A 21199-nucleotide genomic window follows, 5' to 3' on the forward strand; every position below is an offset into this window, starting at 1 on the left:
CGGCTCGGCCAGCGTCAGGGCCTGCGGCTCGGCCAGCGTCACGGCCTGCGACTCGGCCAGCGTCAGGGCCTCAAAGCTGGTCGCAGTCCACAAGCACAGTGCGCGCGCCAAGATTTCCGGTGGCGTGGTTCTTGACCATACGGGCGTCGAAAAATTCAGCGCGGACGAATGGTGCGAATACCACGGCGTGAAGGTCTCCCGAGGCGTCGCCACGCTTTACAAGGCCGTTAACGACGAGTGGACGACCAGCCGAGGCGTGGACTACTCGCCAGGAAGCAAGCCCGCATGCAACGACTTTAGCGACACGGACGCGTGCGGAGGCGGTTTGCACTTCGGACCGACACCCGCACACGCGCTTTCGTACTTCCCGGAGGCGACGAAGTTTGTCGCAGTCGGCGTGCGCGTGTCGGAGTTGCGTCCGATCAACGGCGGCCCCGCGAAAGCAAAGGCGCCGCGCGTGGTTAGCGCATGCGTTGAAGTCGATATCCACGGCAAGGAGGTGACATGACCGCCGTCGTATTCGAACTGCTGGCCGAGCGCCGCAAGCGCAACCCGACCGCGCTCACGCCAGAGCAGCGCGCAGCCCACGCCGTCCACTGCGAGGGTGTGCGCATTGCGGCTCCCGACGACCTGGTGCAACAGGCGTGCGAGCTTGCCGCAGGCACCCTCGATTGCGGCGAGCAGATGCAGATCGCCATCAGCCGCGCGAACACATGGCTGCGCAACGCCATGCGCCAGCGCCAGCACTACACGGGCGGCGACCTGCCGCCGGCTGCGTGAGGAGATCGACATGCAACGCGAACACCGACTCGAAGGCCAGCTTGCGCCCTGCCCGTCCTGCGACCGCCAGCCGCGCGCGGTGAACACGCTGGGCCGCGACCTATGGCACCTGGAATGCGCGCCGTGCGAGCTGCGCACGACCAAGCGCGCCACGTTACAGGAAGCGGTCGAGGCGTGGGAATCGCTCCCGCGTGCTGTGGCCGTCTGAGTTCCCCCAGCCGGCCGCGCCGCGCAACCCCTCCGACACAAGCGGCGCGGTCGGCACCTACAACAACACCGCGCCGGACGGTTATCCGGCAGAGGACGACATGAACAGCGTAGCCACCATTGAACAATCCAAGTCTGTCGGCGTTCTGGCGACGCTAGCCAGTCATTACGGCATGGACAAGGGCGCATTCGTCCAGACGATCAAGGCAACCGTGATGAACGGCACCGACGTGAGCAACGAACAGCTTGCGGCGTTCTGCCTTGTCGCCAAGGAACACAAGCTCAATCCGTTCACGAAGGAAATCTTCGCGTTCCCGAGTCGCGGCGGCATCGTGCCGGTGGTCAGCGTTGACGGCTGGATGAAGCTAATCAATTCGCATCCCGACTTCGATGGGATGGAGTTCAAGGATAACGTGACGCCGGATGGTCAACTCCTGTCGATCACCTGCCGCATGTTCCGCAAGGGCCGCTCTCACCCCGTCGAAGTGACGGAGTACATGGCCGAGTGCAAACGCAATACCGATGTTTGGCGGCAATGGCCTGCTCGGATGCTGCGGCACAAGGCGACGATTCAGGCCGCACGTTATGCCTTCGGATTCGCCGGCATCATGGAGCAGGACGAGGCCGAGCGCATGGGCGATATCGACGGCGCACGAAAAGATGAAAACGTCGTCCCGGGCGTTTTTGTCGAGGACAAGCGGAAGGCAAGGCACGACGAAGCGGCCGAGCAGTATGCCGCCTCAATCGAGCTGATCAAGGATCGCATCAGCGAGTGGGACGCGACCCAGGACAGTGACGCGCTTTACACCGCGGCCGAGGCTTGGGCGGAAATTCCTTCCGCAGCGCAAATGGATTTGTGGTTGGCCCCGACAAAGGGCGGCATCTTTACAACTCACGAGCGCGACGTAATCAAGTCGAAGCTCCCCAAGATCGAGCAGGAGAAGTCCGAGTGAGCGACGCACAATTTATCAGCGGTCTGATCGTGAAAGCGCCGCACGAGCGCGCGCCGGAGTACGTCAAGGCGAAGCTGTCCATCAAGCGCGAGGAACTGATCGCGTGGCTGCAAGGGCAGGCTGGCGAGTGGATCAACGCGGACGTGAAGGTATCGGCTGGCGGGAAGTGGTACGCGGTGGTCGATATGTGGAAGCCGGACAACGCGAAACAGGCGCCGCGTGAGAAGCGGAAGAGCACGCCGGCCGGCAGAGACGTTCCGCCGCCAGACGACGACCTTCCGTTTTAATGCCGCGCCCGGCCTGGTCCCGTGAAACGCGGTCAAAGCAGTCAGGCACGGAGGCAACGCGAGCCCGGCGCCTTTGCGGGCTAACGCCTGAATTAAGCCGCGCCATTGGCGTCGGCTTGAATGAATTGTTAGGGCGCTGCCCGAGGAGAATGAAATGCCGAACAACTGCCATTGCGATCAGATGGGACTGGGCGATCCGACGCAAACATGCGGCGACTGCCCGGAGGACTACAAGCGCGCACGTGTTTTCAGCCCAGGTAGTGCGATTGAGCAGGAGGTTCAGATGCTCCGTGAGCTTCTGGCCGACGCCGATCACGCGCTTGCTGACCTGGGAGCGTGCGACATCCCGGATTGCGATGAACCGAACTGCTTGAAGGTGCGGCAGCGGATCGCCGCCATTCGGCTGCAACGCGTTGTTAGACCGCAGACATTGAGGGCTAGACATGAAAGAAACGAAGTGGCAAAGGGCCGAACGCTACGCGAAGCGCCTGATTGCCAATCTTGAAGGCAACAACGGAACTCTTGGTGAGTTGAGTCACGAGCGTATTGCACAAGTTGCTTTCCGGGATGGCGTTGAAACTGGGCTACGGGATGCAAAGCGCTCATATGGTATGAGCCGGGCGACTGCGACAAAACTTCTTGCTCTCGCGCAAGAGCGGGCGATGCTGAAGAACAAGCTGCGGTCTAACACCGAAGCTAAGCCGACCCGCGAAGCGGGTTCGGCTTGAGCGCCTTGTTAGGCGTCACGCGACAACAAACGGAGAACGACATGCAACATCGTGAACCTTTTTGGCTGGTCTGGAATCCGCAGGGTTACAACCCGCAGCGCAAACACAACACCAAGGAAGGCGCGACACGCGAGGCCGAAAGGCTTGCGCGAGCAAATCCCGGACAGACCTTCATTGTCATGGAGAGCGTTTGCGCGCTGGTGGTGGACAACATCCAGCGCACCGACTTGCGTCCCGGCAATGAACTGCCCTTCTGACGCCTAACAACCAAGTTCAGCCGTGACGCGATGCGGCATCGGCTGCAACGCGTGGTTAGGCATCAATTTTGAAAGGATGGTGGACGGCATGGAATTGGTACTGATTCGCGGGCTTCCCGGTAGCGGCAAGACGACTATGGCGCGCACGTTGGCGCTGGTTGGTTACGAACACCACGAAGCTGACCATTACTTTGAGCGTGAAGGCGCTTACAAGTTTGACCCTTCCGAGTTGCCAAAGGCCCATGCCCAATGCTTGGAGCGCACCAAGGACAGCCTCACTCGCGGGGTCAGCTGCGTTGTAGCCAACACGTTTACGCGGCGATGGGAGATGCAGCCTTACTTGGATGCCGCTAAGGCTATCGGCGTTCCGGTGCGCGTGATTGAGGCGAAAGGTGAGTGGGAGAACTGCCACGGCGTGCCGGCTGATGCGATTGAGAGGATGCGGGAACGGTGGGAATCAGTTGATGCCTAACACCTGAGCTAACCCGCGCCGCCGTGAGCGCGTGATTTCACAGTGAACCCGAAGCGGCGTCGGGTTGAATGAACTGTTGGGCGGCAACGATATGGAGATACGTATGGGAACAGAACACACGCCAGGCCCGTGGCATCAGCTTGCTGATGGATTCATCTACGCGAAGGATGGCGGGCGCGTAGCCGACCCTAAGCCATGGTCACCGGCGCATAAGGCGCGCACAGACGAGACGGTAAAGGCCAATGCTCGATTAATCGCAGCGGCTCCAGATCTACTCGACGCACTGATCGACCTTTTGCACCAATCCAAGCTCTCGAAAGACGAGGGTGGGTGGGATTTTGAGCAGGCCGAAGAGGCAATCGCGAAAGCAACCGGCTTGACGCCTAACAAGCGTTATCCGCCGAATCCGCTGGATACCACCGACTGAGCGAGGTAGTAACCGTGGCTGAGAACATCAACGATGGTGAGGCGACTGACCACCTGCGGCCGGAGGTAAGGGAAGCTGTCGAATACTGCGCTGAGGTTTTCGACGCTTCCGACAATGGCGAATGGGCGACTGTTCGCGCCGAGCTTGAGCGCCAGGCGGCGGAGATTGCGGAACTGCGCAAGGAGCGCCGCAAGCTGCGGAAGGTATGCGCTGCGGCCTATCAGGCAGCCGGCGCGTACAGCCTGCCCGTGCGGTTCCTCGACGCGCTCTTTGACGCCGCGCAAGGCGACATTGAGGCGAGGCAGAAAACGGACGCGCTGCTGCCGTGCGAAACGCCGGACTTTGTGCTTGAGCGCGACGAGCTGCGCGCGGAGATCGCGGAACTGCGGGCCAAATCAGCCGACCGCGACAGCCACGACCTGACCGAATGCATGCGTGAAATGTGCGTCGAACTGGCTGATGCCGGCGTCATCCCGCCGGGGTTTGCGCCCATGTTCGTAGTGGACGCCGTGCTGGCGCTGAAGACCGAGCGCGACGAACTGCGCGCCAAGCTCGACAACCCCGGCACCACGCACAGCGAGGGTTGCTGGACGTGGGGTCCAAAGCATTACGGGTGCGCGGAGAACCGCATCCAGGAACTGGAGGCCGAGCTTGCGGCGATGCGGGCGGAGTGGGATGCGGAATGACCGGCGACATGCAGCACGGCGGTACAAAGCCACGCGAGCCCGCGCGCTCTGGCGCCGAACAGGATGTTGTCTCGCGCTACTGGCGGCGGATGTGCTGCTACCTCGGCAGGCCCGGCGTTGCGGCATGGATCAAGCGCGCCATCCGCAGGCGCGAGCGGCGCGGCGCTATACCACTTGACGATGATTCGGTGGGGTAACGAATGAGCGACGGCCAGACCTGGTTCACCGTGAAGGAGGCAGCCGAATACTGCCGCTGCTCCGTGCGCGCCTTCTACCGTATGGGGATCGCCGCGCATGACTCCGGCGGCAGGAAGACCTATCATCGCGCGACCTTGGACGCAGCATTGCTCGCACGACCATGGCAAGGCTCTACAAGCGCGGCCCCTGCTACTACCTCGACTGGATCGAGAACGGCGAGCGTTTCCGCCGGTCCCTTGGCAAGATTGGCGCCCGTGAGGCTGAGGCCGTACAAGCCGAAAAAGAAGCCGAACTGCGCGGCCTGATCACGCCGACCCGTGGCGTCACCGTGGCGACCGTCATCGCGGACTATCTGCGCTGGTACGAACACGCCCGGCCCACCACCTACCGGCGCGCCCGCAGCGACCTGCAAAAGTTTCTCGACGCCTTCGCGCCGCTTGCTGCCGAGGGGATCGACCCGAACCAGGTGGAGATGTGGGTGATTCGTCACGCCGCCCGTGGATCGGCACATAAGGCCGTCAAGCTCGCCAAGGCCGCCTTCAAGCGTGCGATGAAGGCACGTCCCGCACTGATCCAGCACAGCCCGCTGGCGCTCGTGAGCGTGTCCGAGCCGCCCGTGAGCCGCGCGCCCGACTACTACCGCCCCAAACAGTTGGAAGCCCTCTACAAGACCGCCAGAGGGCCGCTGTGGCGCTTCCTTGCCAACACGGGGCTACGCAGGGGGGAGATAGCGAAAGCGCGGCGTAGCGACGTACGCGACGGCTCAATCTACGTGCAGAGCACTTCCGAGGGCAGGACGAAATCCGGGAAGTGGCGGATGGTGCCGCTGAACGCGGGCGCGAGGGCTGCGCTCAAGCGGCTTGGGAAGGATCGACTGGTAGAGGCCCACGCTGATACGCTGGGCGACTGGTTCGATGAGGACCGTCGGGCGGCCAAGGTGGGCGGCTCGCTGCACTGGCTGCGACACACGTTCTGCACGGCGCTCGTGCAGTCAGGCGTGCCGCTGAACGTGGTCAAGAATTTGGCCGGACATAGCTCGATCAGCGTCACGGAACGCTACGCCCATCATGCGCCCGGGCACGGCGTGGACGCCGTGAAAATGCTTGCGAAGTGGCACAGAAAAAGGCACAGTGGCACCGCAAGTGATTGAGGCCCCGTAGCTCAGCTGGATAGAGCGTCCCCCTCCTAAGGGGAAGGTCGCACGTTCGAATCGTGTCGGGGCCGCCATGCCTTCCCCGCCCGCCGGGTCCGGCGCCGGCCTCTGCTAGAATCGCGGCTTTACGCGGCGCCTCCGCGCCCGCCCGCTTTCCGCAGGAGCCTCCATGTCGCAGCAGATCCTCCAGGCGCTCGGCCTCGCCGAGACCAACTCCGGCACCTACCTCGGCAACGGCGAGTGGTCGAAGACCACCGACGCCGGCGTGCTCGCGCCGGTCAATCCGGCCACCGACCAGGTGATCGCCAGGGTGTACGCGAGCTCCGCCGCCGATTACGAGACGATCGTCCGGCGCGCCCAGGAGGCGTTCAAGGTCTGGCGCGCGACGCCCGCGCCGAAGCGCGGCGAGGCGGTGCGCCAGTGCGGCGAGGCGCTGCGCCGGCACAAGGACGCGCTCGGTTCGCTGGTCGCGCTGGAGATGGGCAAGATCAAGCCGGAAGGCGACGGCGAAGTGCAGGAGATGATCGACATCGCCGACTTCGCCGTCGGCCAGAGCCGCATGCTGTACGGCTACAGCATGCACTCCGAGCGTCCGGGCCACCGCATGTACGAGCAGTGGCACCCGCTCGGCCTGGTCGGCATCATTTCCGCGTTCAATTTCCCGGTCGCGGTGTGGGCCTGGAACAGCTTCATCGCCGCGATCTGCGGCGATATCAGCATCTGGAAGCCGTCGCCGAAGGTGCCGCTGTCGGCGATCGCGGCGATGAAGATCTGCAACGAGGCGCTGCGCGCCGGCGGCTTCCCCGACATCTTCTTCCTGTTCAACGACGCCGGCACCGAGCTGGCGGCGAAGTTCGTCGACGACCACCGCATCCCGCTGATCAGCTTCACCGGCTCCACCGCGGTCGGCCGCCAGGTCGGCGTGCGCGTGGCGCAGCGCATGGGCCGTTCGCTGCTGGAGCTGGGGGGCAACAACGCGATCATCCTCGACGAGAGCGCCGACCTGAAGCTGGCGATCCCGGCGATCGTGTTCGGCGCGATCGGCACCGCCGGCCAGCGCTGCACGACCACGCGCCGCCTGATCGTGCACGAAGCCATCGCCGCCGCGGTGGTGGAGAAGCTCGCCGCCGCGTACAAGCAGGTGGAGGCGAGGATCGGCGATCCCACGGACCCGAAGACGCTGATGGGCCCGCTGACCGACAAGGGCGCGGTGCAGCGCTACCTCGCCGCCATCGAGAAGGCCAAGGCCGCGGGCGGCACCATCGTCACCGGCGGCAAGGCGCTGACCGACCGCCCGGGCAACTTCGTGCTGCCGACCATCGTCACCGGTCTGAAGAATTCCGCCGAGGTGGTGCAGACGGAAACCTTCGCGCCGATCCTGTACGTGCTGCCGTTCAAGACGCTGGACGAGGCGATCGAGATGCAGAACGCCGTGCCGCAGGGCCTGTCCTCGGCGATCTTCACGCAGAGCGTGAAGGCCTCCGAACGTTTCCTGTCGGCGGCCGGCTCCGACTGCGGCATCGCCAACGTCAACATCGGCACCTCCGGCGCCGAGATCGGCGGCGCGTTCGGCGGCGAGAAGGACACCGGCGGCGGCCGCGAGTCCGGCTCGGACGCGTGGAAGGCGTACATGCGCCGGCAGACCAACACCATCAACTGGTCGGACGCGCTGCCGCTGGCGCAGGGCATCAAGTTCGATCTTTGACGGGACTCGGGACTCGGGACGAGCGAAACATCCGGCGTCATTCCCGCTTGCGCGGATGACGACGCTGCGATCGCTCCGGAGAGGACACCGCCATGAGCACGCCACTGCCTGCACGCCGCACCAGCAGCCTCGCCATCATCAGCCTGGTGTTCGGCGTGCTGTGCTGGTTCGCGCTGCCGGTGATCGGCGCGCTGATCGCCGTGGTCTGCGGGCACATGGCGCGCGGCGAGATCCGGCAGAGCCGCGGCGAGCTGGACGGCGACGGCATGGCGGTCGCCGGCCTGGTGCTGGGCTGGCTGCATCTGGCCGCGGCGATCCTGGCCGTGATCTCGGCCTTCCTGTTCTTCGGCGGCCTGCTGTGGTTCGCGCACTTCTTCAACGGTTGAGCCCTTCGTGTACGCCCTCGCCCGCCCGCTGCTGTTCTGCCTCGACGACGAGCGCGCGCACGATCTCGGCCTGGCCGGCATCGAGACCGCGCACCACCTCGGCCTGAGCGCGCTGCTGGCGAAGCGGCCCGCGCCGCTGCCGACGCGCGCCTTCGGGCTGGAATTCACCAACCCGGTCGGCCTGGCCGCCGGCCTGGACAAGAACGGCGCGCACGTCGACGCGCTGGCCGCGCTCGGCTTCGGCTTCGTCGAGGTCGGCACGGTGACGCCGCGGCCGCAGCCCGGCAACCCGAAGCCGCGCATGTTCCGCCTGCCGGAACACCAGGCGGTGATCAACCGCATGGGCTTCAACAACGACGGCATCGACGCGCTGGTGCGCAACGTCGAGCGCGCCCGCTACGGCGGCGTGCTCGGCATCAACATCGGCAAGAACAAGGACACGCCGAACGAGCGCGCCGCCGACGACTATCTGCTCTGCCTCGAGCGCGTGTACGCGCGCGCCAGCTACGTCACCGTCAACATATCCTCGCCGAACACGCAAGGTCTGCGCGACCTGCAGGGCGAGGAGGCGCTGAAGCGCCTGGTCGGCACGCTGCGCGACGCGCAGGAGCGCCTGACCGTGCGGCACGGCCGCTACCGCCCGCTGCTGCTGAAGATCGCGCCGGACCTCACCGAAGCCGAGCTGGACGGCATCGCCGAGGCGCTGTCGCAGGTCGGCGTCGACGGTCTGATCTGCACCAACACCACCGTCGACCGCGACGCCGTCGCCGGCGATGCGCGCGCGCAGGAAAGCGGCGGGCTGTCCGGACGCCCGCTGTTCGCGAAATCCACCGCCGTGTTGCGCGGCATGGCGCAGCGCCTCGGCGACCGCATCCCGCTGGTCGGCGTCGGCGGCATCCTCGGCGGCGAGGACGCCGCCGCCAAGATCCGCGCCGGCGCGTCGCTGGTGCAGTGTTACACCGGCCTGGTGTTCCGCGGGCCGGCGCTGATCGGCGAATGCGTGGAGGCGATCCGCGCCCTGCGGACGCGCGCCGATGCGGCCTGAGCGCGTCGACATGGGCGGCTACGCGCTGACCGAGGACGCGCCGCTGGCCGGCCGCAACACGCTGCGCGTCGCCGCGCGCGCGGCGCTGCTGGCCGAGGTGCGCGACGACGCCGCCCTGCCCGGCCTGTTCGCGCAACCGGCGCTGCGCGACGGCCAGGTGTTCGTGCTGGGCGAAGGCTCCAACGTGCTGTTCACCCGCGACTACCCGGGCACCGTCGTGCACCTCGCCACGCGCGGCGTCGAGGTGCTGCAGGAGCGCGACGGCGTGGCGCGCGTGCGCGTCGCCGCCGGCGAGCGCTGGGACGATTTCGTGCGTTGGTCGCTCGGCCAAGGTTTCGCCGGGTTGGAGAATCTGATCCTGATCCCGGGCACGGTCGGCGCCGCGCCGATCCAGAACATCGGCGCCTACGGCGTCGAGGTCGGCGAATTCGTGCACGCGGTGGAGGCGTTCGATCGCCGCACCGGCGCCACCGAGCGGCTGGATCGCGCCGCCTGCGCGTTCGCCTACCGCGACTCCGTGTTCAAGCGCGAGCCGCAGCGCTGGGTGGTGATCGCCGTCGAATTCGACCTGCCGCACGCGCACGCGCCGAGGCTCGACTACGCCGGCGTGCGCGAGGAGCTGGCGGCGATGGGCGTGGACAAGCCCGCGCCCTACCACGTCGCCGAGGCGGTGGTGCGGCTGCGCACGCGCAAGCTGCCCGACCCGGCGGTGATCGCCAATGCCGGCAGCTTCTTCAAGAACCCGCGCGTGCCGGCGGCGCAGGCCGCGGCGCTGCAGCGCGAACATCCCGCGCTGCCGGTGTGGCCGGGCAGCGACGGCATGGCGAAGCTGTCCGCCGCCTGGCTGATCGAAGCCAGTGGTTTCAAGGGCTTGCGCGAAGGTGATGCGGGCATTTCGAACCGCCACGCCTTGGTGCTGGTCAACCACGGCCGTGCCAGCGGCGCCGAGCTGTGGGCGCTGGCCGGGCGCGTGCGCGAAGGCGTGCGCGCGCGCTTCGGCGTGATCCTCGAGCCGGAGCCGGTGATCGTCTGAACCGCGTGGGGCGGCGGGCGGCGACGGGCGCACATCGCCCGCCATGCAAGCGCGCGGCCTCGGTTACCTCGCCGTGTTCGCCCTCGCCCTGCCGCCGCCGGCGGCCGCGGCGCCGGCGGACGCGGGACTCGCGCCCGGCCTCGCCGCGTGATGGAACGCCGCGTGCGCGACTGCTGCGAAGGCCCCGCGCCGCCGCTCACGCCGCGCGGCGCGGTCGCTCCAGGTTCGGCAGGAACACCGTGAGGATGCCGAGCAGCGGCAGGAAGGCGCACAGCCGGTAGACGAACTCGATGCCTTGGTGGTCGGCGAGCCGGCCGAGCACCGCGGCGCCGATGCCGCCCATGCCGAAGGCGAGGCCGAAGAACAGGCCGGAGATCGCGCCGACGCGGCCGGGAATCAGCTCCTGCGCGTAGACCAGGATCGCCGAAAAGGCCGACGACAGGATCACGCCGATGATCACCGTCAGCACGCCGGTCATCGCCAGGCCGGCGTAGGGCAACGCCAGGGTGAACGGCGCGACGCCGAGGATGGAACCCCAGATCACGTACTTGCGGCCGATGCGGTCGCCGACCGGGCCGCCGATCAGCGTGCCCGCCGCCACCGCGGCCAGGAACACGAACAGGTGCAGTTGCGCGGCCTGCACCGACAGGCCGAACTTGTGGATCAGGTAGAAGGTGAAGTAGCTGCTGATGCTGGCGAGGTAGAAGTATTTCGAGAACACCAGCGCGAACAGCACCGCCAGCGATAGCGCGATCGTGCGCCGCGGCAACCGCGGGTGCGCATGCTCGGCGGCGCGCGGACGCCTGGCGCGTTCGGCCAGGTGGTTGCGGTACCAGCCGCCCACCTGCACCAACACGACGATCGCCAGCAGCGCGGCCAGCGCGAACCAGGCGACGCTGCCGCGCCCGCGCGGCACCACGATCCACGCCGCCAGCAACGGGCCGAGCGACGATCCGACGTTGCCGCCCACCTGGAACACCGACTGCGCGAGCCCGTGGCGGCCGCCGGACGCGAGCCGCGCCACGCGCGAGGATTCGGGATGGAACACCGAGGAACCGCTGCCGATCAGCGCGGCGGCGACCAGCAGCATCGGGAAGGTGCTCACCGTCGCCAGCAGCAGCAACCCGGTCAGCGTGAAGCCCATGCCGACCGGCAGCGAATACGGCATCGGCCGCCGGTCGCTGTACAGCCCGACCAGCGGCTGCAGCAGCGAGGCGGTGAGCTGGTAGGTCAGCGTGATCAGGCCGACCTGCGCGAAGCTGAGCGCGAAACCGCTCTTCAGCAGCGGATAGAGCGCCAGGATCAACGACTGGATCATGTCGTTGAGCAGGTGCGAGAAGCTGATCGCGCCGAGCACGGAAAAGGCGGTGCCGTCCCGGGACGGCGCGGCGGGAAGCGCGAGTTCGTCGGTGCGGGTCTGCATGGCGATGGACGGGGTTCGGGAGGTCGGCCGACGACGCGCCTGCCGTTGCGCGACCGCGACGCGCACTCTAGAGTGCGCGGCGACGGCCCGCAAACGCGCTCGGGTCAATTTTCGTCGAATTCGGGCCATGCCCCATGCGCAACACCCGCGTCGACGCCTACGAAGACACGCCGCGCGACGTGGTCGCCGTCGGCAACGAATACGCGCCGCACCAGCGCCTGCCCGCCCACCGCCACTGCCGCGGCCAGCTGCTGTACGCCGCCACCGGCGTGCTGACCGTGACCACGCCGCAGGGCAGCTGGGTGGTGCCGCCCGAACGCGCGATCTGGATCCCGCCCGGCGTCGACCACGAGGTGCGCATGGGCGGGCGCGTCTCCACGCGCAGCGCCTACGTGCGCGCGGCAAGCGCCGCGGCCGCCGGCCTGCCCGAGCACTGCCGCGTGATCGCGGTCTCGCCGCTGCTGCGCGAGCTGCTGATCGCCGCGGTCGACTTGCCGGCGCACTACGACCTCGACGGCCGCGACGGCCGCATCATGGCGCTGATCCTCGACGAGATCCGCACCCTGCCGATGCTGCCGCTGAACACGCCGCTCGCGCGCACGCCGCGCCTGGCGCGGCTATGCCGCGCGTTGCTGGAAGCGCCCACGCTGGCGCTGCCGGTGGATGCGGCGGCGGCGAAGGCCGGCATGAGCCGGCGCCATTTCACCCGCCGGTTCCGCGCCGAGACCGGCATGAGCTTCGCCGCCTGGCGCCAGCAGGCCTGCCTGCAGGTCGCGCTGGCGCGGCTCGGCGCGGGCGAGCCGATCACGCGCGTCGCGCTCGACCTCGGCTACGCCAGCCCGAGCGCCTTCGGCGCGGTGTTCCGCCGCGTGCTGGGCGTGCCGCCCAGCCGCTACTTCGCCGCCTGAGGCTTCACGCCAGCGCCTCGGCGGCGGCGACGATGTCGGCCTCGCCCGGCAGCACCAGGAACGCGGCGCCGGCCAGCGGCGTGTAGGTGTCGGCGCCGACCACGCGCTGCAGCGGCATCTTGCCCAGCCCGGCCTCGACGATCGCGGTGATGATGCCCTCGCCCACGCCGGCGCTGCGGCGGCCTTCGTCGACCACCAGGATGCGCCTGGCGGTCTTCGCCTGCTCGGCGATGAAGGCCTCGTTCAACGGCACCAGCCAGCGCAGGTCGACCACGCGCACCTTCCAGCCGAGCTTGCGTTCGATCGTGCGCGCGGCGCGCAGGCTCATCGGCACGCCGTTGCCGAAGGTGAACACGACGAGGTCCTTCGCCTTCGGCTCGTACACGCGGCCTTCGCCCAGCGGCATCGCCTGCTCCGGCGGCGGATAGGCGAACTGCCAGGCGCCGTCGCCGGCCTCGTGGAGGTCTTTGGTCATGTACAGCGCGATCGGCTCGAGGAACGCGCACACGCGGCCGTCGACCTTGGCCAGCGCCATCATCGTGCGCAGCATCGTCGCCGCGTCGTCGCCGCGCGAGGGGCAGCCGACCACCAGGCCGGGGATGTCGCGCAGCGCGGCGATCGAGTTGTCGTTGTGGAAGTGCCCGCCGAAGCCGCGCTGGTAGCCGAGGCTGGCGATGCGCATGACCATCGGGTTGCGGTACTGGTCGTTGGAGAAGAACTGCAGCGAGCAGGCCTCGCCGCGGATCTGGTCGCAGGCGTTGTGGAAGTACGCGAGGTACTGGATCTCGGGCATCGGCAGCATGCCCATGTTGGCGTAACCTTGGGCGAGGCCGAGGATGATCGTCTCGTCCAGCAGCGTGTTGAACACGCGCGTGCCCTTGAACGCCTTGTGCAGGCCCTTGGTCACCGTGTACACGCCGCCCTTCTGCGCCACGTCCTCGCCGAACAGCAGCGCCTCGGGATACTTGCAGAACAGGTCGTGCAGCGCGGCGTTGATCTGCAGCGCGAGATGCCGCGGCGGCAGCTTCTCCGGCAGCTTGTCGGCGCCGCCGAACACGGCGAGGCGCCGGTCGGCGTAATCGGCGCGCGCGGCCTCGGCGGCCACCGCGTCCGGCGTGTACGGCGCCAGCGGCGCCATCACGTCTTCCAGGCGGTCGAGCTTCGGCCGGCGGTCGGCTTCCTCGGCGGCGGCGAAGCAGCGCTTGCGGATCGCCTCGTAGTGTTCGAGCAAGGATTCGCGGGTGAACAGGCCGGACTCCAGCGCGATCGCCGCCGAGCGCAGCAGCGGGTCGGTGGCCTCGACCGCGACCAGCTCCTCGATCGAACGCCATTCGATCTCGAAGTCGGTGCCGGCGTGGCCCATCACGCGCGTGGTGCGCAGGTGCAGGAAGGTCGGCCGGCGCGTCGTGCGGCAATGCTCGATCGCGCGCGCCACGTCGGCGTAGCCGGCGGCGAGGTCGAGGCCGTCGGCGAAGAAATAGTCGAGGTCGCGGCGGCCGCGGAAATTGGCGGCGATCCAGTCGGTCGGCGTCTTCACCGAGATGCCGATGCCGTTGTCCTCGCACACGAACAGCACCGGCGCCGGCAGCTTCTGGTAGGCGGTCCAGGCGGCGGCGTTGAACGCCGTCTGCGCGGTGGCGTGGTTGCTGGAGGCGTCGCCGAACGAGCAGATCACGATGGAGTCCTGCGGCACCGGCAGCGCGTGGCCGATGCGCCGCGCCTGCTCGATCGCCACCGCCGTGCCGAACGCCTTGGGCAGGTGCGAGGCGATGGTCGAGGTCTGCGGCAGCACCCACAGCGGCTTCGAGCCCCACACCTTGTGGCGGCCGCCGGAAGCCGGGTCTTCCTTGCTGGCGGCGAACGACAGCGCGGAATCCATCACCGGGTCCATGCCCGGCAGCTTGCGGAAGCGCTCGGCCATGAAGCCGCCGGAGCGGTAGTGCAGGAACGCGGGGTCGGTGTGGCGGGTGAGGCGCGCCACCATGGCGTTGCCCTCGTGGCCGGAGGAGCCGATCGTGTAGAACACCTTGTTCTGCACGCGCAGCACGCGCGCCATCAGGTCGAGATGGCGGCTGATCAGCTGCGACTCGAGCAGTTCGAGGAAGTCGCGCACCGTGCACGCGCTGCCCGGCAGCACCGGCGCGTCGGCGGCCGGCGCGCGCCGCGGTTCGCCGCGCCACTCGCGCACGAACTCGCTGAAATTCTGGTCGACGATCTCGGCGCGGTTGAAACCCTTGTGGCGGGCGGGGATCGGGCGGGGCGTGGCGGCCATGGCGGTCGGCGAAAGGGGGCGTGGCAAAGTCGCCAAGGATACCACCCCGCCCCTTCCGCTCCGGAAGGCGCTTGATCCCGGACAGGGCGGCCCGGCGGCCCTCCGGCTAGGGTGGCGCGCCCACGGGAGCGACGCCATGAGCTACCACGACCTGCGCGAATTCCTGCAAGCCCTCGAGGCCCGCGGCCAGCTGAAACGGGTGACGGTGCCTGTCGACACCCGCCACGAGCTGACCGCGTTCTGCCAGCGAGTGCAGAAGCGTGGCGGCCCGGCCCTGCTGTTCGAGCGCGCCGGCGGCAGCCGCCTGCCCTTCCTCGGCAACCTGTTCGGCAGCGTCGAGCGCATCGAGATGGCGGTCGGCGGGCGTCCGCTGGCCTCGCTGCGCGAGCTGGGCGAGCTGCTGGCGGCGCTGAAGGAGCCGCGCTGGCCGGGCAGCCTGCGCGAAGCGCTGGGCGCGCTGCCGGCCTATGCGCAGCTGGCGCACGTGGCGCCGCGTCAGGTCGACACGGCCGCCTTCCAGGAGCACGTGCGCGAAGGCGCGGACGTGGACCTCGCCGAACTGCCGATCCAGACCTGCTGGCCGGAGGATGCCGGCCCGCTGATCACGCTGGGCCTGGTGATCACCCGCAGCGAGCGCCTCGGCCGCCAGAACATCGGCATCTACCGCATGCAGGTGCTCGGCCCCAACCGCGTGATCATGCGCTGGCTGGCGCACCGCGGCGGCGCGCAGGACTACGCCGAATGGCGCGAGCGCCGTCCGAACGAGCCGTTTCCGCTGTCGGTGGCGATCGGCGCCGACCCCGCCACCACGCTGGCCGCGGTGGCGCCGGTGCCGGACACGCTGTCGGAGCACGAGTTCGCCGGCCTGCTGCGCGGCAAGCGCGGCCAGGTGGTGCGCTCGACGCTGACCGGCCTCGACCTGCCGGCCTCCGCCGAGATCGTGCTGGAAGGCCACATCCATCCGGGCGACACCGCGCTGGAAGGCCCGTTCGGCGACCACACCGGCTACTACAACGCGCAGGACCACTTCCCGGTGTTCACCATCGATCGCGTCAGCCGCCGCAGCGACGCGATCTACCAGGGCAGCTGGATGGGCCGCTCGCCGCACGACGAGCCGTCGATGCTGGCGATGGCGCTGAACGAGCTGTTCGTGCCGATCCTGCGCCGCATCTTTCCCGAGATCGTCGACTTCCACCTGCCGCCGGCGGCGTGCTCCTACCGCGTCGCCGTGGTCAGCATCCGCAAGCGCTACCCGGGCCACGCGCGCCGCGTGATGTTCGCGGTGTGGTCGTACCTGCGCCAGTTCACCTATACCAAGTTCGTGATCGTCACCGACGACGACATCGACGTGCGCAACTGGGACGAGGTGCTGTGGGCGGTGTCGACGCGTGTCGATCCGGCGCGCGACACCCTGCTGGTCGATCGCACGCCGGTCGACTATCTCGACTTCGCCAGCCCGCAGAGCAATCTCGGCGGCAAGCTCGGCATCGACGCCACGAACAAATGGCCCGACGAGACCGACCGCACCTGGGGCCGGCCGATCCGCGCCGATGCCGCCGTCGAGCAGCGCGTCGACGCCCTGATGCGCGAGGTGTTCGGCGCCGTTGACGCATGTCAATGAGGCTCGCAGGCCGCGTGATTACGCTGCGCGGGCACCGCCCGGTGTGCGCAGGGAAACCACGATGCAGCTGATCTGCCCCGCCGGCAGCCTGCCTTCGCTGCAGGCCGCCATCGACCACGGCGCCGACGCGGTGTACGTCGGCTTCCGCGACGAAACCAATGCGCGCGCGTTTCCCGGTCTGAACTTCGACGACCCCGACCTGCACGCCGGCGCCGCTTACGCGCACGCGCGCGGCCGCAAGCTGTACGTCGCGCTGAACACCTATCCGACGCCGGCCGGCCTGCCGCGCTGGCAGGAAGCGGTGGACCGCGCCGCCGACCTCGGCGCGGATGCGCTGATCGTCGCCGAGATGGCGGTACTGGAGTACGCGACGAAGCGCTATCCGAAGATGGCGCGCCACCTGTCCGTGCAGGGCTCGGCCACCACCCGCGCGGCGCTGCAGTTCTACTACGAGGAATACGGCATCGCCCGCGCGGTGCTGCCGCGCGTGCTGGCGATCCAGCAGGTCGAGCGTCTCGCCGAGAAGACGCCGGTGCCGCTGGAAACCTTCGCCTTCGGCAGCCTGTGCATCATGGTCGAGGGGCGCTGCCAGCTCTCCAGCTACACCACCGGCGTGTCGCCGAACCGCCACGGCGTGTGTTCGCCGGCCAGCCACGTGCGCTGGGGCGAGGAACCGGACGGCCGCACCGCGCGCCTCAACGACGTGCTGATCGACAAGTTCGCCGAAGGCGAGCCCGCCGGCTATCCGGTGGTGTGCAAGGGCCGCTACTACGTCAATGGCGAGGTGTTCCACGCGCTGGAGGAGCCGACCAGCCTGAATACGCTCGACCTGCTGCCGCGGCTCGCCTCCAGCGGCATCGCCGCGCTGAAGATCGAGGGGCGGCAGCGCAGCCCCGCCTATGTCGCTACCGTCACCGGCGTGTGGCGCAAGGCGATCGACCGCGTGATGAAGATGCGCGAGAGCTTCCGCGTCGAGAGCGCCTGGCAGAAGGATCTGTCGCGCGTCGCCGAAGGCACGCAGACCACGCTCGGCCCCTACCACCGTCCCTGGCATTGAGGTTCGCATGCGCCTGACCCTGGGCCCTATCCAGTATTTCTGGCCGCGCCTGCGCGTGCTCGAGTTCTATGCCGAAATGGCGCAGCTGACGCTGGACACGATCTATCTCGGCGAGACCGTGTGCAGCAAGCGCCGCGAGCTGCGCGGCGCCGACTGGCTGGAGCTGGCGCGCGAGCTCGCCGCGACCGGCAAGCAGGTGGTGCTGTCGACGCTGACCCTGCTGGAGGCGGAGTCGGAGCTGTCCAGCGCCAAGCGCATCGTCGAGAACGGCGAGTTCATGGTCGAGGCCAACGACATGTCGGCCGTGCAGCTGCTGCGCGAGCGCCGCCTGCCGTTCGTGGTCGGCCCCGGCGTGAACGTCTACAACCAGCGCGTGCTGGCGACGATGACGCGCTCGGGCATGCAGCGCTGGGTGCTCGGCGTCGAGCAGGGCCGCGACCTGCTGCACGAGATGCGCGAGCACGCGGCGGCGGAATCCATCGCCATGCCCGAGGTCGAGGTGATCGCCTGGGGCCGGCTGCCGCTGTCGTATTCCGCGCGCTGCTTCACCGCGCGCGCCTACAACGTACCGAAGGACGACTGCGGCTTCCGCTGCATCAACCATCCCGACGGCATGCCGCTGACCACGCGCGAGGGCGAGCCCTTCCTCAACATCAACGGCGTGCAGGTGCAGAGCGCCAAGGTCTGCGACCTCGCTCCCGAGCTGCCCGAACTGGCCGCTGCCGGCGTCGACCTGCTGCGCCTGTACCCGCAGTCGGAAGGCACCGCGGACGCGGTGCGCCGCTTCCGCGCCGCGATCGACAGCGGTGTCGCGCCGTCAGAGCGCGTCGGCGACTGCAACGGCTACTGGCACGGCGGCGCGGGCATGGCCACGCTTTGAGCCCTCCGCGCGGCGGAGGGGGCGGAAACGCGCCGCCAGGGGAATCGCCGCAAACGCTACTCGGTACGCGGCCTCGCCGCGCGCGGAGTTCAGGCAGCCTTGCCGCGATAGGCGTCGCGCGCGGCGGCCGCGAAGCGCGCGCTGCGGTTCAGCAGAATGCGCAGCGCGAGCGGCAGGCTCTCCCAGGGCAGCTGGTCGAGCAGGTTGCGCGCGGTCAGGCCGAGTTCGGTATCGCCGGTCACGGCCAGGCGGCGCTGGAAGAACAGCGTGTCCGGGTCTTCCATCCGGCTGGCCAGCAGCAGGAACTCGATCGCCTTGCCGCGCACCGCCGCCTCCGCCTCGGTACCGGGCGCGCAGGCGTGCAGACGCGTGTCGTCGCCCTCCAGCACCCAGCGCAGGTTGAGGTCGGTCACCTCGATCGCCAGCCGGCGTCCGCGCATGAAGGCGAGCTTGCCGGCGCGCTGCGGCGCAGCCAGCACGTGATTCACCGCGGCTTCCAGCAGGCGCGCGTGCCACGCGTAGGGCACGGCACGCAGCGGCACGGCCAGCCGCTCCGGCGGCGGCAGCAGGCGCAGCAGTCGCATGGCGGGGTCTCCGGCGTCGGGAAGGCGGACCATAGCGGGTAGCCGCGGGGCGCCGCCCTGATCCAGGTCAGGCCGCCGCTGCAGCTCCACCGCGCTATCGACGGCCGCACGCAGCAGGCGTTCACCGTCCTCTGCCGCGAGCCCACGTCGCTGCGCCCGCGAGCGTGCACGTTCCAGCACCGCGCCTTCCCGCGCCTCGTCGCGTATCGCCAGACCGAAGGCGCGTTTGCAGGCGCCGATCCCGCGCACGATGCGCTGGCGCAATGCCAGCAGGTCCACCAGCGCGTCGTCGATGGCGTCGAGCACGCCGCGGCGCAGGCGCAGGGTCAGCGGAATCGCTTCGCGTTCGGTCGGCATCGGCGGTCTCCGCGCGCATGGATACTCCAGCCGCGCGCCTCCCGCCTTGCCGCACGTCAAGCCGGCCAGGCTCGGCTTACTTGCCTGCCCCCTCCTTGGCGGCCGGCAGCTTCATCGCATTCGGATCGTAGGTGCAGCCCGGATAGACCGTGGCGATCTCCGCGATGTTCGGGCTGACGCAGGCGTACTGCACGGTCGGCTTGCCGTCGGCGCCCTTCACCACCCTGGGCAGGAAGCGCACGAAGGCGTTGTCCACGCCGATCGCGCCGGTGAACTTGATGGTGATCACGCCGCCGTGGCCGACGAACACCGCCTGGATCTCCTCGGTGGTGAGCGTGTACGGCGGCCCCATGTTGACGTCGCGGTTGCGCTCGGGCGGCGTCGAGCTGTTGAGGATGGCGTTCGCCACCGACTGCTTGGTGGTCGCCACCAGTAGCGAGTCGAGCGCCAGCCGCAGGGCTTCCGGCTTCAGCGCGGCGGAGGCGGTGCCGGCGGCCAGCAGGGCCGCGGCGGCGATGGAGGCGGTCAGCGTGCGGGTCATCTCGGTCTCCTGCCGTTCGGCACTCAGAACGCGTTGATGCCGGTAAGTTCGCGGCCGACCACCAGCTGGTGCACGGTCTCGGTGCCCTCGTAGGTGATCACGGACTCCAGGTTCAGCGCGTGACGGATCGCGGCGTGCTCGGTGGTGATGCCGGCGCCGCCGAGGATGTCGCGGCACTCGCGGGCGATGTCCAGCGCCATGCGCACGTTGTTCCACTTCGCCAGCGACACCTGGGTCGGCTGCATGGCGCCCTTGTCCTTGAGGCGGCCGAGCTGCAGCGACAGCAACTGCGCCGTGGTGATGCGGCGGGCCATGTCGGCCAGCTTGAGCTGGATCGCCTGGTTGGCGGCGAGCTTGCGGCCGAACAGCACGCGCTCCTGGGTGTAATCCAGCACTTCCTTCAGGCAGGCCTGGGCGGCGCCGATCGGCCCCCAGGTGATGCCGTAGCGGGCCTGGGTCAGGCAGCCCAGCGGGCCCTTCAGACCCTTCACGTTGGGCAGGCGGTTGGCCTCGGGCACGCGCACGTTGTCGAAGAACAGCGCCGAGGTCACCGAGGCGCGCAGGCTCATCTTCTTGTGCACTTCCTGCGCGGTGAAGCCCTTGCTGTCGGTGGGCACGATGAAGCCCTGGATGCCGTCCTCGGTCTGCGCCCAGACGATGGCGATGTGCGCGAGGTTGCCGTTGGTGATCCACATCTTCGCGCCGTTGATCACCCAGTCGCCGCCGTCCTTGCGCGCGTGGGTCTTCATGTTGGCGGGATCGGAGCCGCCGTGCGGTTCGGTCAGGCCGAAGCAGCCGATGACCTCGCCCGCCGCCATCTTCGGCAGGTAGTGCAGCTTCTGTTCTTCGCTGCCGTAGGCGTAGATCGGATACATGCACAACGAGCTCTGCACCGAGGCGAAGCTGCGCAGGCCGGAATCGCCGCGCTCCAGCTCCTGGCAGATCAGGCCGTAGCTGACGCCGCTCATGCCGGCGCAGCCGTACTTCTCGGGAATGGTCGCGCCGAGCAGGCCGAGCGCGGCGATCTCCGGGATCAGCTCCCTGGGGAAGCGCGCCTGGTCGAAACAGTCGCCGATGATCGGCAGCACCTTCTCGTCGACGAAACGCCCCACCGTGTCCTGCACCATGCGCTCCTCGTCGGTCAGCAGCGCACGCACGTCGTAGAGGTCGAGGGGGTTCAGGCTGGCGGCCATTGCGGGTTCCCGGCGGAAGGTGAAAGCCGCCATTCTACCGGCGCCG

Annotated in this window: 24 protein-coding genes and 1 tRNA gene; 20 read left to right on the forward strand and 5 right to left on the reverse strand. The window is 68.6% G+C overall.

Annotation, left to right across the window (positions count from 1 at the left end; translation table 11 throughout):
- The 16 genes from MBSD_RS15555 to murB form a co-directional block, all read left to right on the forward strand.
- Positions 1-508: DUF7666 domain-containing protein (locus MBSD_RS15555; RefSeq protein WP_201797503.1), on the forward strand; the 508-nt coding region annotated here is incomplete at its 5' end.
- Positions 505-780: a hypothetical protein gene (locus MBSD_RS13990; protein ID WP_062537910.1), complete on the forward strand. Its 276-nt coding sequence runs from the start codon at positions 505-507 to the stop codon at positions 778-780. The genes MBSD_RS15555 and MBSD_RS13990, both read left to right, overlap by 4 nt.
- 10 nt (positions 781-790) lie before the next feature.
- The gene (locus tag MBSD_RS13995; RefSeq protein WP_062537911.1) at positions 791-988 is read left to right on the forward strand and encodes a hypothetical protein; all 198 of its coding nucleotides are present in this window, start codon (positions 791-793) and stop codon (positions 986-988) included.
- Complete coding sequence (locus MBSD_RS14000; protein WP_062537912.1) at positions 972-1940, forward strand: recombinase RecT; 969 nt, start codon at positions 972-974, stop codon at positions 1938-1940. The genes MBSD_RS13995 and MBSD_RS14000 overlap by 17 nt, the downstream gene beginning before the upstream one ends.
- Positions 1937-2227, forward strand: a complete 291-nt coding sequence (locus tag MBSD_RS14005) for a hypothetical protein (protein ID WP_062537913.1) — start codon at positions 1937-1939, stop codon at positions 2225-2227. The genes MBSD_RS14000 and MBSD_RS14005 overlap by 4 nt, the downstream gene beginning before the upstream one ends.
- Before the next feature lie 443 nt (positions 2228-2670).
- Positions 2671-2955, forward strand: coding sequence for a hypothetical protein (locus MBSD_RS15260; protein ID WP_148667900.1), 285 nt, complete (start codon positions 2671-2673; stop codon positions 2953-2955).
- A gap of 41 nt (positions 2956-2996) precedes the next feature.
- Positions 2997-3212 carry a hypothetical protein gene (locus tag MBSD_RS14010; RefSeq protein WP_082306689.1) on the forward strand — a complete coding sequence of 72 codons (216 nt, stop codon included), beginning with the start codon at positions 2997-2999 and terminating at the stop codon, positions 3210-3212.
- Between the two features lie 88 nt (positions 3213-3300).
- Complete coding sequence (locus MBSD_RS14015; RefSeq protein WP_187300702.1) at positions 3301-3684, forward strand: ATP-binding protein; 384 nt, start codon at positions 3301-3303, stop codon at positions 3682-3684.
- Positions 3685-3748: 64 nt separating this feature from the next.
- Positions 3749-4111 (forward strand): hypothetical protein, encoded by a 363-nt coding sequence (locus tag MBSD_RS15265; RefSeq protein WP_148667902.1) that lies wholly within the window; start codon positions 3749-3751, stop codon positions 4109-4111.
- 14 nt (positions 4112-4125) lie between these two features.
- Entirely contained in the window at positions 4126-4797 is a 672-nt protein-coding gene (locus MBSD_RS14020) for a hypothetical protein (RefSeq protein ID WP_062537915.1), read from the forward strand.
- Between the two features lie 358 nt (positions 4798-5155).
- Positions 5156-6145 (forward strand): tyrosine-type recombinase/integrase, encoded by a 990-nt coding sequence (locus MBSD_RS15815; RefSeq protein WP_062537916.1) that lies wholly within the window; start codon positions 5156-5158, stop codon positions 6143-6145.
- Positions 6146-6222 (forward strand) — tRNA-Arg (locus MBSD_RS14030).
- A 95-nt stretch (positions 6223-6317) separates the two neighbouring features.
- Positions 6318-7853, forward strand: coding sequence for an L-piperidine-6-carboxylate dehydrogenase (amaB, locus tag MBSD_RS14035; protein ID WP_062537917.1), 1536 nt, complete (start codon positions 6318-6320; stop codon positions 7851-7853).
- Positions 7854-7945: 92 nt separating this feature from the next.
- Positions 7946-8239 carry a DUF4190 domain-containing protein gene (locus MBSD_RS14040; RefSeq protein ID WP_062537918.1) on the forward strand — a complete coding sequence of 98 codons (294 nt, stop codon included), beginning with the start codon at positions 7946-7948 and terminating at the stop codon, positions 8237-8239.
- Between the two features lie 7 nt (positions 8240-8246).
- Positions 8247-9284 (forward strand): quinone-dependent dihydroorotate dehydrogenase, encoded by a 1038-nt coding sequence (locus MBSD_RS14045; RefSeq protein WP_062537919.1) that lies wholly within the window; start codon positions 8247-8249, stop codon positions 9282-9284.
- A complete protein-coding gene (gene murB / locus MBSD_RS14050; protein ID WP_425478120.1) occupies positions 9274-10317 on the forward strand; it encodes a UDP-N-acetylmuramate dehydrogenase in 1044 nt (347 codons plus the stop codon). Before MBSD_RS14045 ends, murB begins: the two co-directional genes overlap by 11 nt.
- Before the next feature lie 196 nt (positions 10318-10513).
- Here the strand turns inward: murB and MBSD_RS14055 are convergent, their stop codons facing one another.
- Entirely contained in the window at positions 10514-11740 is a 1227-nt protein-coding gene (locus MBSD_RS14055) for an MFS transporter (protein WP_062537921.1), read from the reverse strand.
- Positions 11741-11874: 134 nt separating this feature from the next.
- On the opposite strand from MBSD_RS14055, the gene MBSD_RS14060 reads away from it, so the two are divergent.
- On the forward strand, positions 11875-12648 hold the full coding sequence (locus tag MBSD_RS14060) for an AraC family transcriptional regulator (protein WP_062537922.1): 774 nt from the start codon (positions 11875-11877) through the stop codon (positions 12646-12648).
- 4 nt (positions 12649-12652) lie between these two features.
- Here the strand turns inward: MBSD_RS14060 and MBSD_RS14065 are convergent, their stop codons facing one another.
- On the reverse strand, positions 12653-14920 hold the full coding sequence (locus tag MBSD_RS14065) for a thiamine pyrophosphate-dependent enzyme (protein WP_062537923.1): 2268 nt from the start codon (positions 14918-14920) through the stop codon (positions 12653-12655).
- Positions 14921-15056: 136 nt separating this feature from the next.
- Here MBSD_RS14065 and MBSD_RS14070 point away from each other — a divergent pair, with 136 nt between their 5' ends.
- The 3 genes from MBSD_RS14070 (at position 15057) to MBSD_RS14080 (ending at position 18478) form a co-directional block, all read left to right on the forward strand.
- The gene (locus tag MBSD_RS14070; protein WP_062537924.1) at positions 15057-16541 is read left to right on the forward strand and encodes a UbiD family decarboxylase; all 1485 of its coding nucleotides are present in this window, start codon (positions 15057-15059) and stop codon (positions 16539-16541) included.
- A gap of 61 nt (positions 16542-16602) precedes the next feature.
- On the forward strand, positions 16603-17598 hold the full coding sequence (gene ubiU, locus MBSD_RS14075) for a ubiquinone anaerobic biosynthesis protein UbiU (protein ID WP_062537925.1): 996 nt from the start codon (positions 16603-16605) through the stop codon (positions 17596-17598).
- A 7-nt stretch (positions 17599-17605) separates the two neighbouring features.
- Positions 17606-18478 carry a U32 family peptidase gene (locus MBSD_RS14080; protein ID WP_062537926.1) on the forward strand — a complete coding sequence of 291 codons (873 nt, stop codon included), beginning with the start codon at positions 17606-17608 and terminating at the stop codon, positions 18476-18478.
- An 89-nt stretch (positions 18479-18567) separates the two neighbouring features.
- Here the strand turns inward: MBSD_RS14080 and ubiT are convergent, their stop codons facing one another.
- The 3 genes from ubiT to MBSD_RS14095 all read right to left on the reverse strand — a co-directional run bounded on the left by ubiT (position 18568) and on the right by MBSD_RS14095 (position 21153).
- Positions 18568-19368: a ubiquinone anaerobic biosynthesis accessory factor UbiT gene (gene ubiT, locus MBSD_RS14085; protein WP_237071821.1), complete on the reverse strand. Its 801-nt coding sequence runs from the start codon at positions 19366-19368 to the stop codon at positions 18568-18570.
- Positions 19369-19495: 127 nt separating this feature from the next.
- Positions 19496-19960 carry a hypothetical protein gene (locus MBSD_RS14090; protein WP_062537928.1) on the reverse strand — a complete coding sequence of 155 codons (465 nt, stop codon included), beginning with the start codon at positions 19958-19960 and terminating at the stop codon, positions 19496-19498.
- Positions 19961-19983: 23 nt separating this feature from the next.
- Positions 19984-21153, reverse strand: coding sequence for an acyl-CoA dehydrogenase family protein (locus MBSD_RS14095; protein WP_062537929.1), 1170 nt, complete (start codon positions 21151-21153; stop codon positions 19984-19986).
- Positions 21154-21199 lie beyond the last annotated feature (46 nt).

This window comes from Mizugakiibacter sediminis (assembly GCF_000953855.2).
Lineage (GTDB): Bacteria > Pseudomonadota > Gammaproteobacteria > Xanthomonadales > Rhodanobacteraceae > Mizugakiibacter > Mizugakiibacter sediminis.

Coding starts and splice junctions, on each gene's coding strand:
- MBSD_RS14040 (WP_062537918.1), top strand. CDS start 7,946: ATGAGCACGCCACTGCCTGCACGCCGCACCAGCAGCCTCGCCATCATC.
- MBSD_RS14070 (WP_062537924.1), top strand. CDS start 15,057: ATGAGCTACCACGACCTGCGCGAATTCCTGCAAGCCCTCGAGGCCCGC.
- MBSD_RS14090 (WP_062537928.1), bottom strand. CDS start 19,960: ATGACCCGCACGCTGACCGCCTCCATCGCCGCCGCGGCCCTGCTGGCC.
- MBSD_RS14015 (WP_187300702.1), top strand. CDS start 3,301: ATGGAATTGGTACTGATTCGCGGGCTTCCCGGTAGCGGCAAGACGACT.
- MBSD_RS14055 (WP_062537921.1), bottom strand. CDS start 11,740: ATGCAGACCCGCACCGACGAACTCGCGCTTCCCGCCGCGCCGTCCCGG.
- MBSD_RS15815 (WP_062537916.1), top strand. CDS start 5,156: ATGGCAAGGCTCTACAAGCGCGGCCCCTGCTACTACCTCGACTGGATC.
- amaB (WP_062537917.1), top strand. CDS start 6,318: ATGTCGCAGCAGATCCTCCAGGCGCTCGGCCTCGCCGAGACCAACTCC.
- MBSD_RS14065 (WP_062537923.1), bottom strand. CDS start 14,920: ATGGCCGCCACGCCCCGCCCGATCCCCGCCCGCCACAAGGGTTTCAAC.
- MBSD_RS13990 (WP_062537910.1), top strand. CDS start 505: ATGACCGCCGTCGTATTCGAACTGCTGGCCGAGCGCCGCAAGCGCAAC.
- MBSD_RS14095 (WP_062537929.1), bottom strand. CDS start 21,153: ATGGCCGCCAGCCTGAACCCCCTCGACCTCTACGACGTGCGTGCGCTG.
- MBSD_RS15260 (WP_148667900.1), top strand. CDS start 2,671: ATGAAAGAAACGAAGTGGCAAAGGGCCGAACGCTACGCGAAGCGCCTG.
- MBSD_RS14010 (WP_082306689.1), top strand. CDS start 2,997: ATGCAACATCGTGAACCTTTTTGGCTGGTCTGGAATCCGCAGGGTTAC.
- MBSD_RS13995 (WP_062537911.1), top strand. CDS start 791: ATGCAACGCGAACACCGACTCGAAGGCCAGCTTGCGCCCTGCCCGTCC.
- murB (WP_425478120.1), top strand. CDS start 9,274: ATGCGGCCTGAGCGCGTCGACATGGGCGGCTACGCGCTGACCGAGGAC.
- ubiU (WP_062537925.1), top strand. CDS start 16,603: ATGCAGCTGATCTGCCCCGCCGGCAGCCTGCCTTCGCTGCAGGCCGCC.
- MBSD_RS14060 (WP_062537922.1), top strand. CDS start 11,875: ATGCGCAACACCCGCGTCGACGCCTACGAAGACACGCCGCGCGACGTG.
- MBSD_RS14080 (WP_062537926.1), top strand. CDS start 17,606: ATGCGCCTGACCCTGGGCCCTATCCAGTATTTCTGGCCGCGCCTGCGC.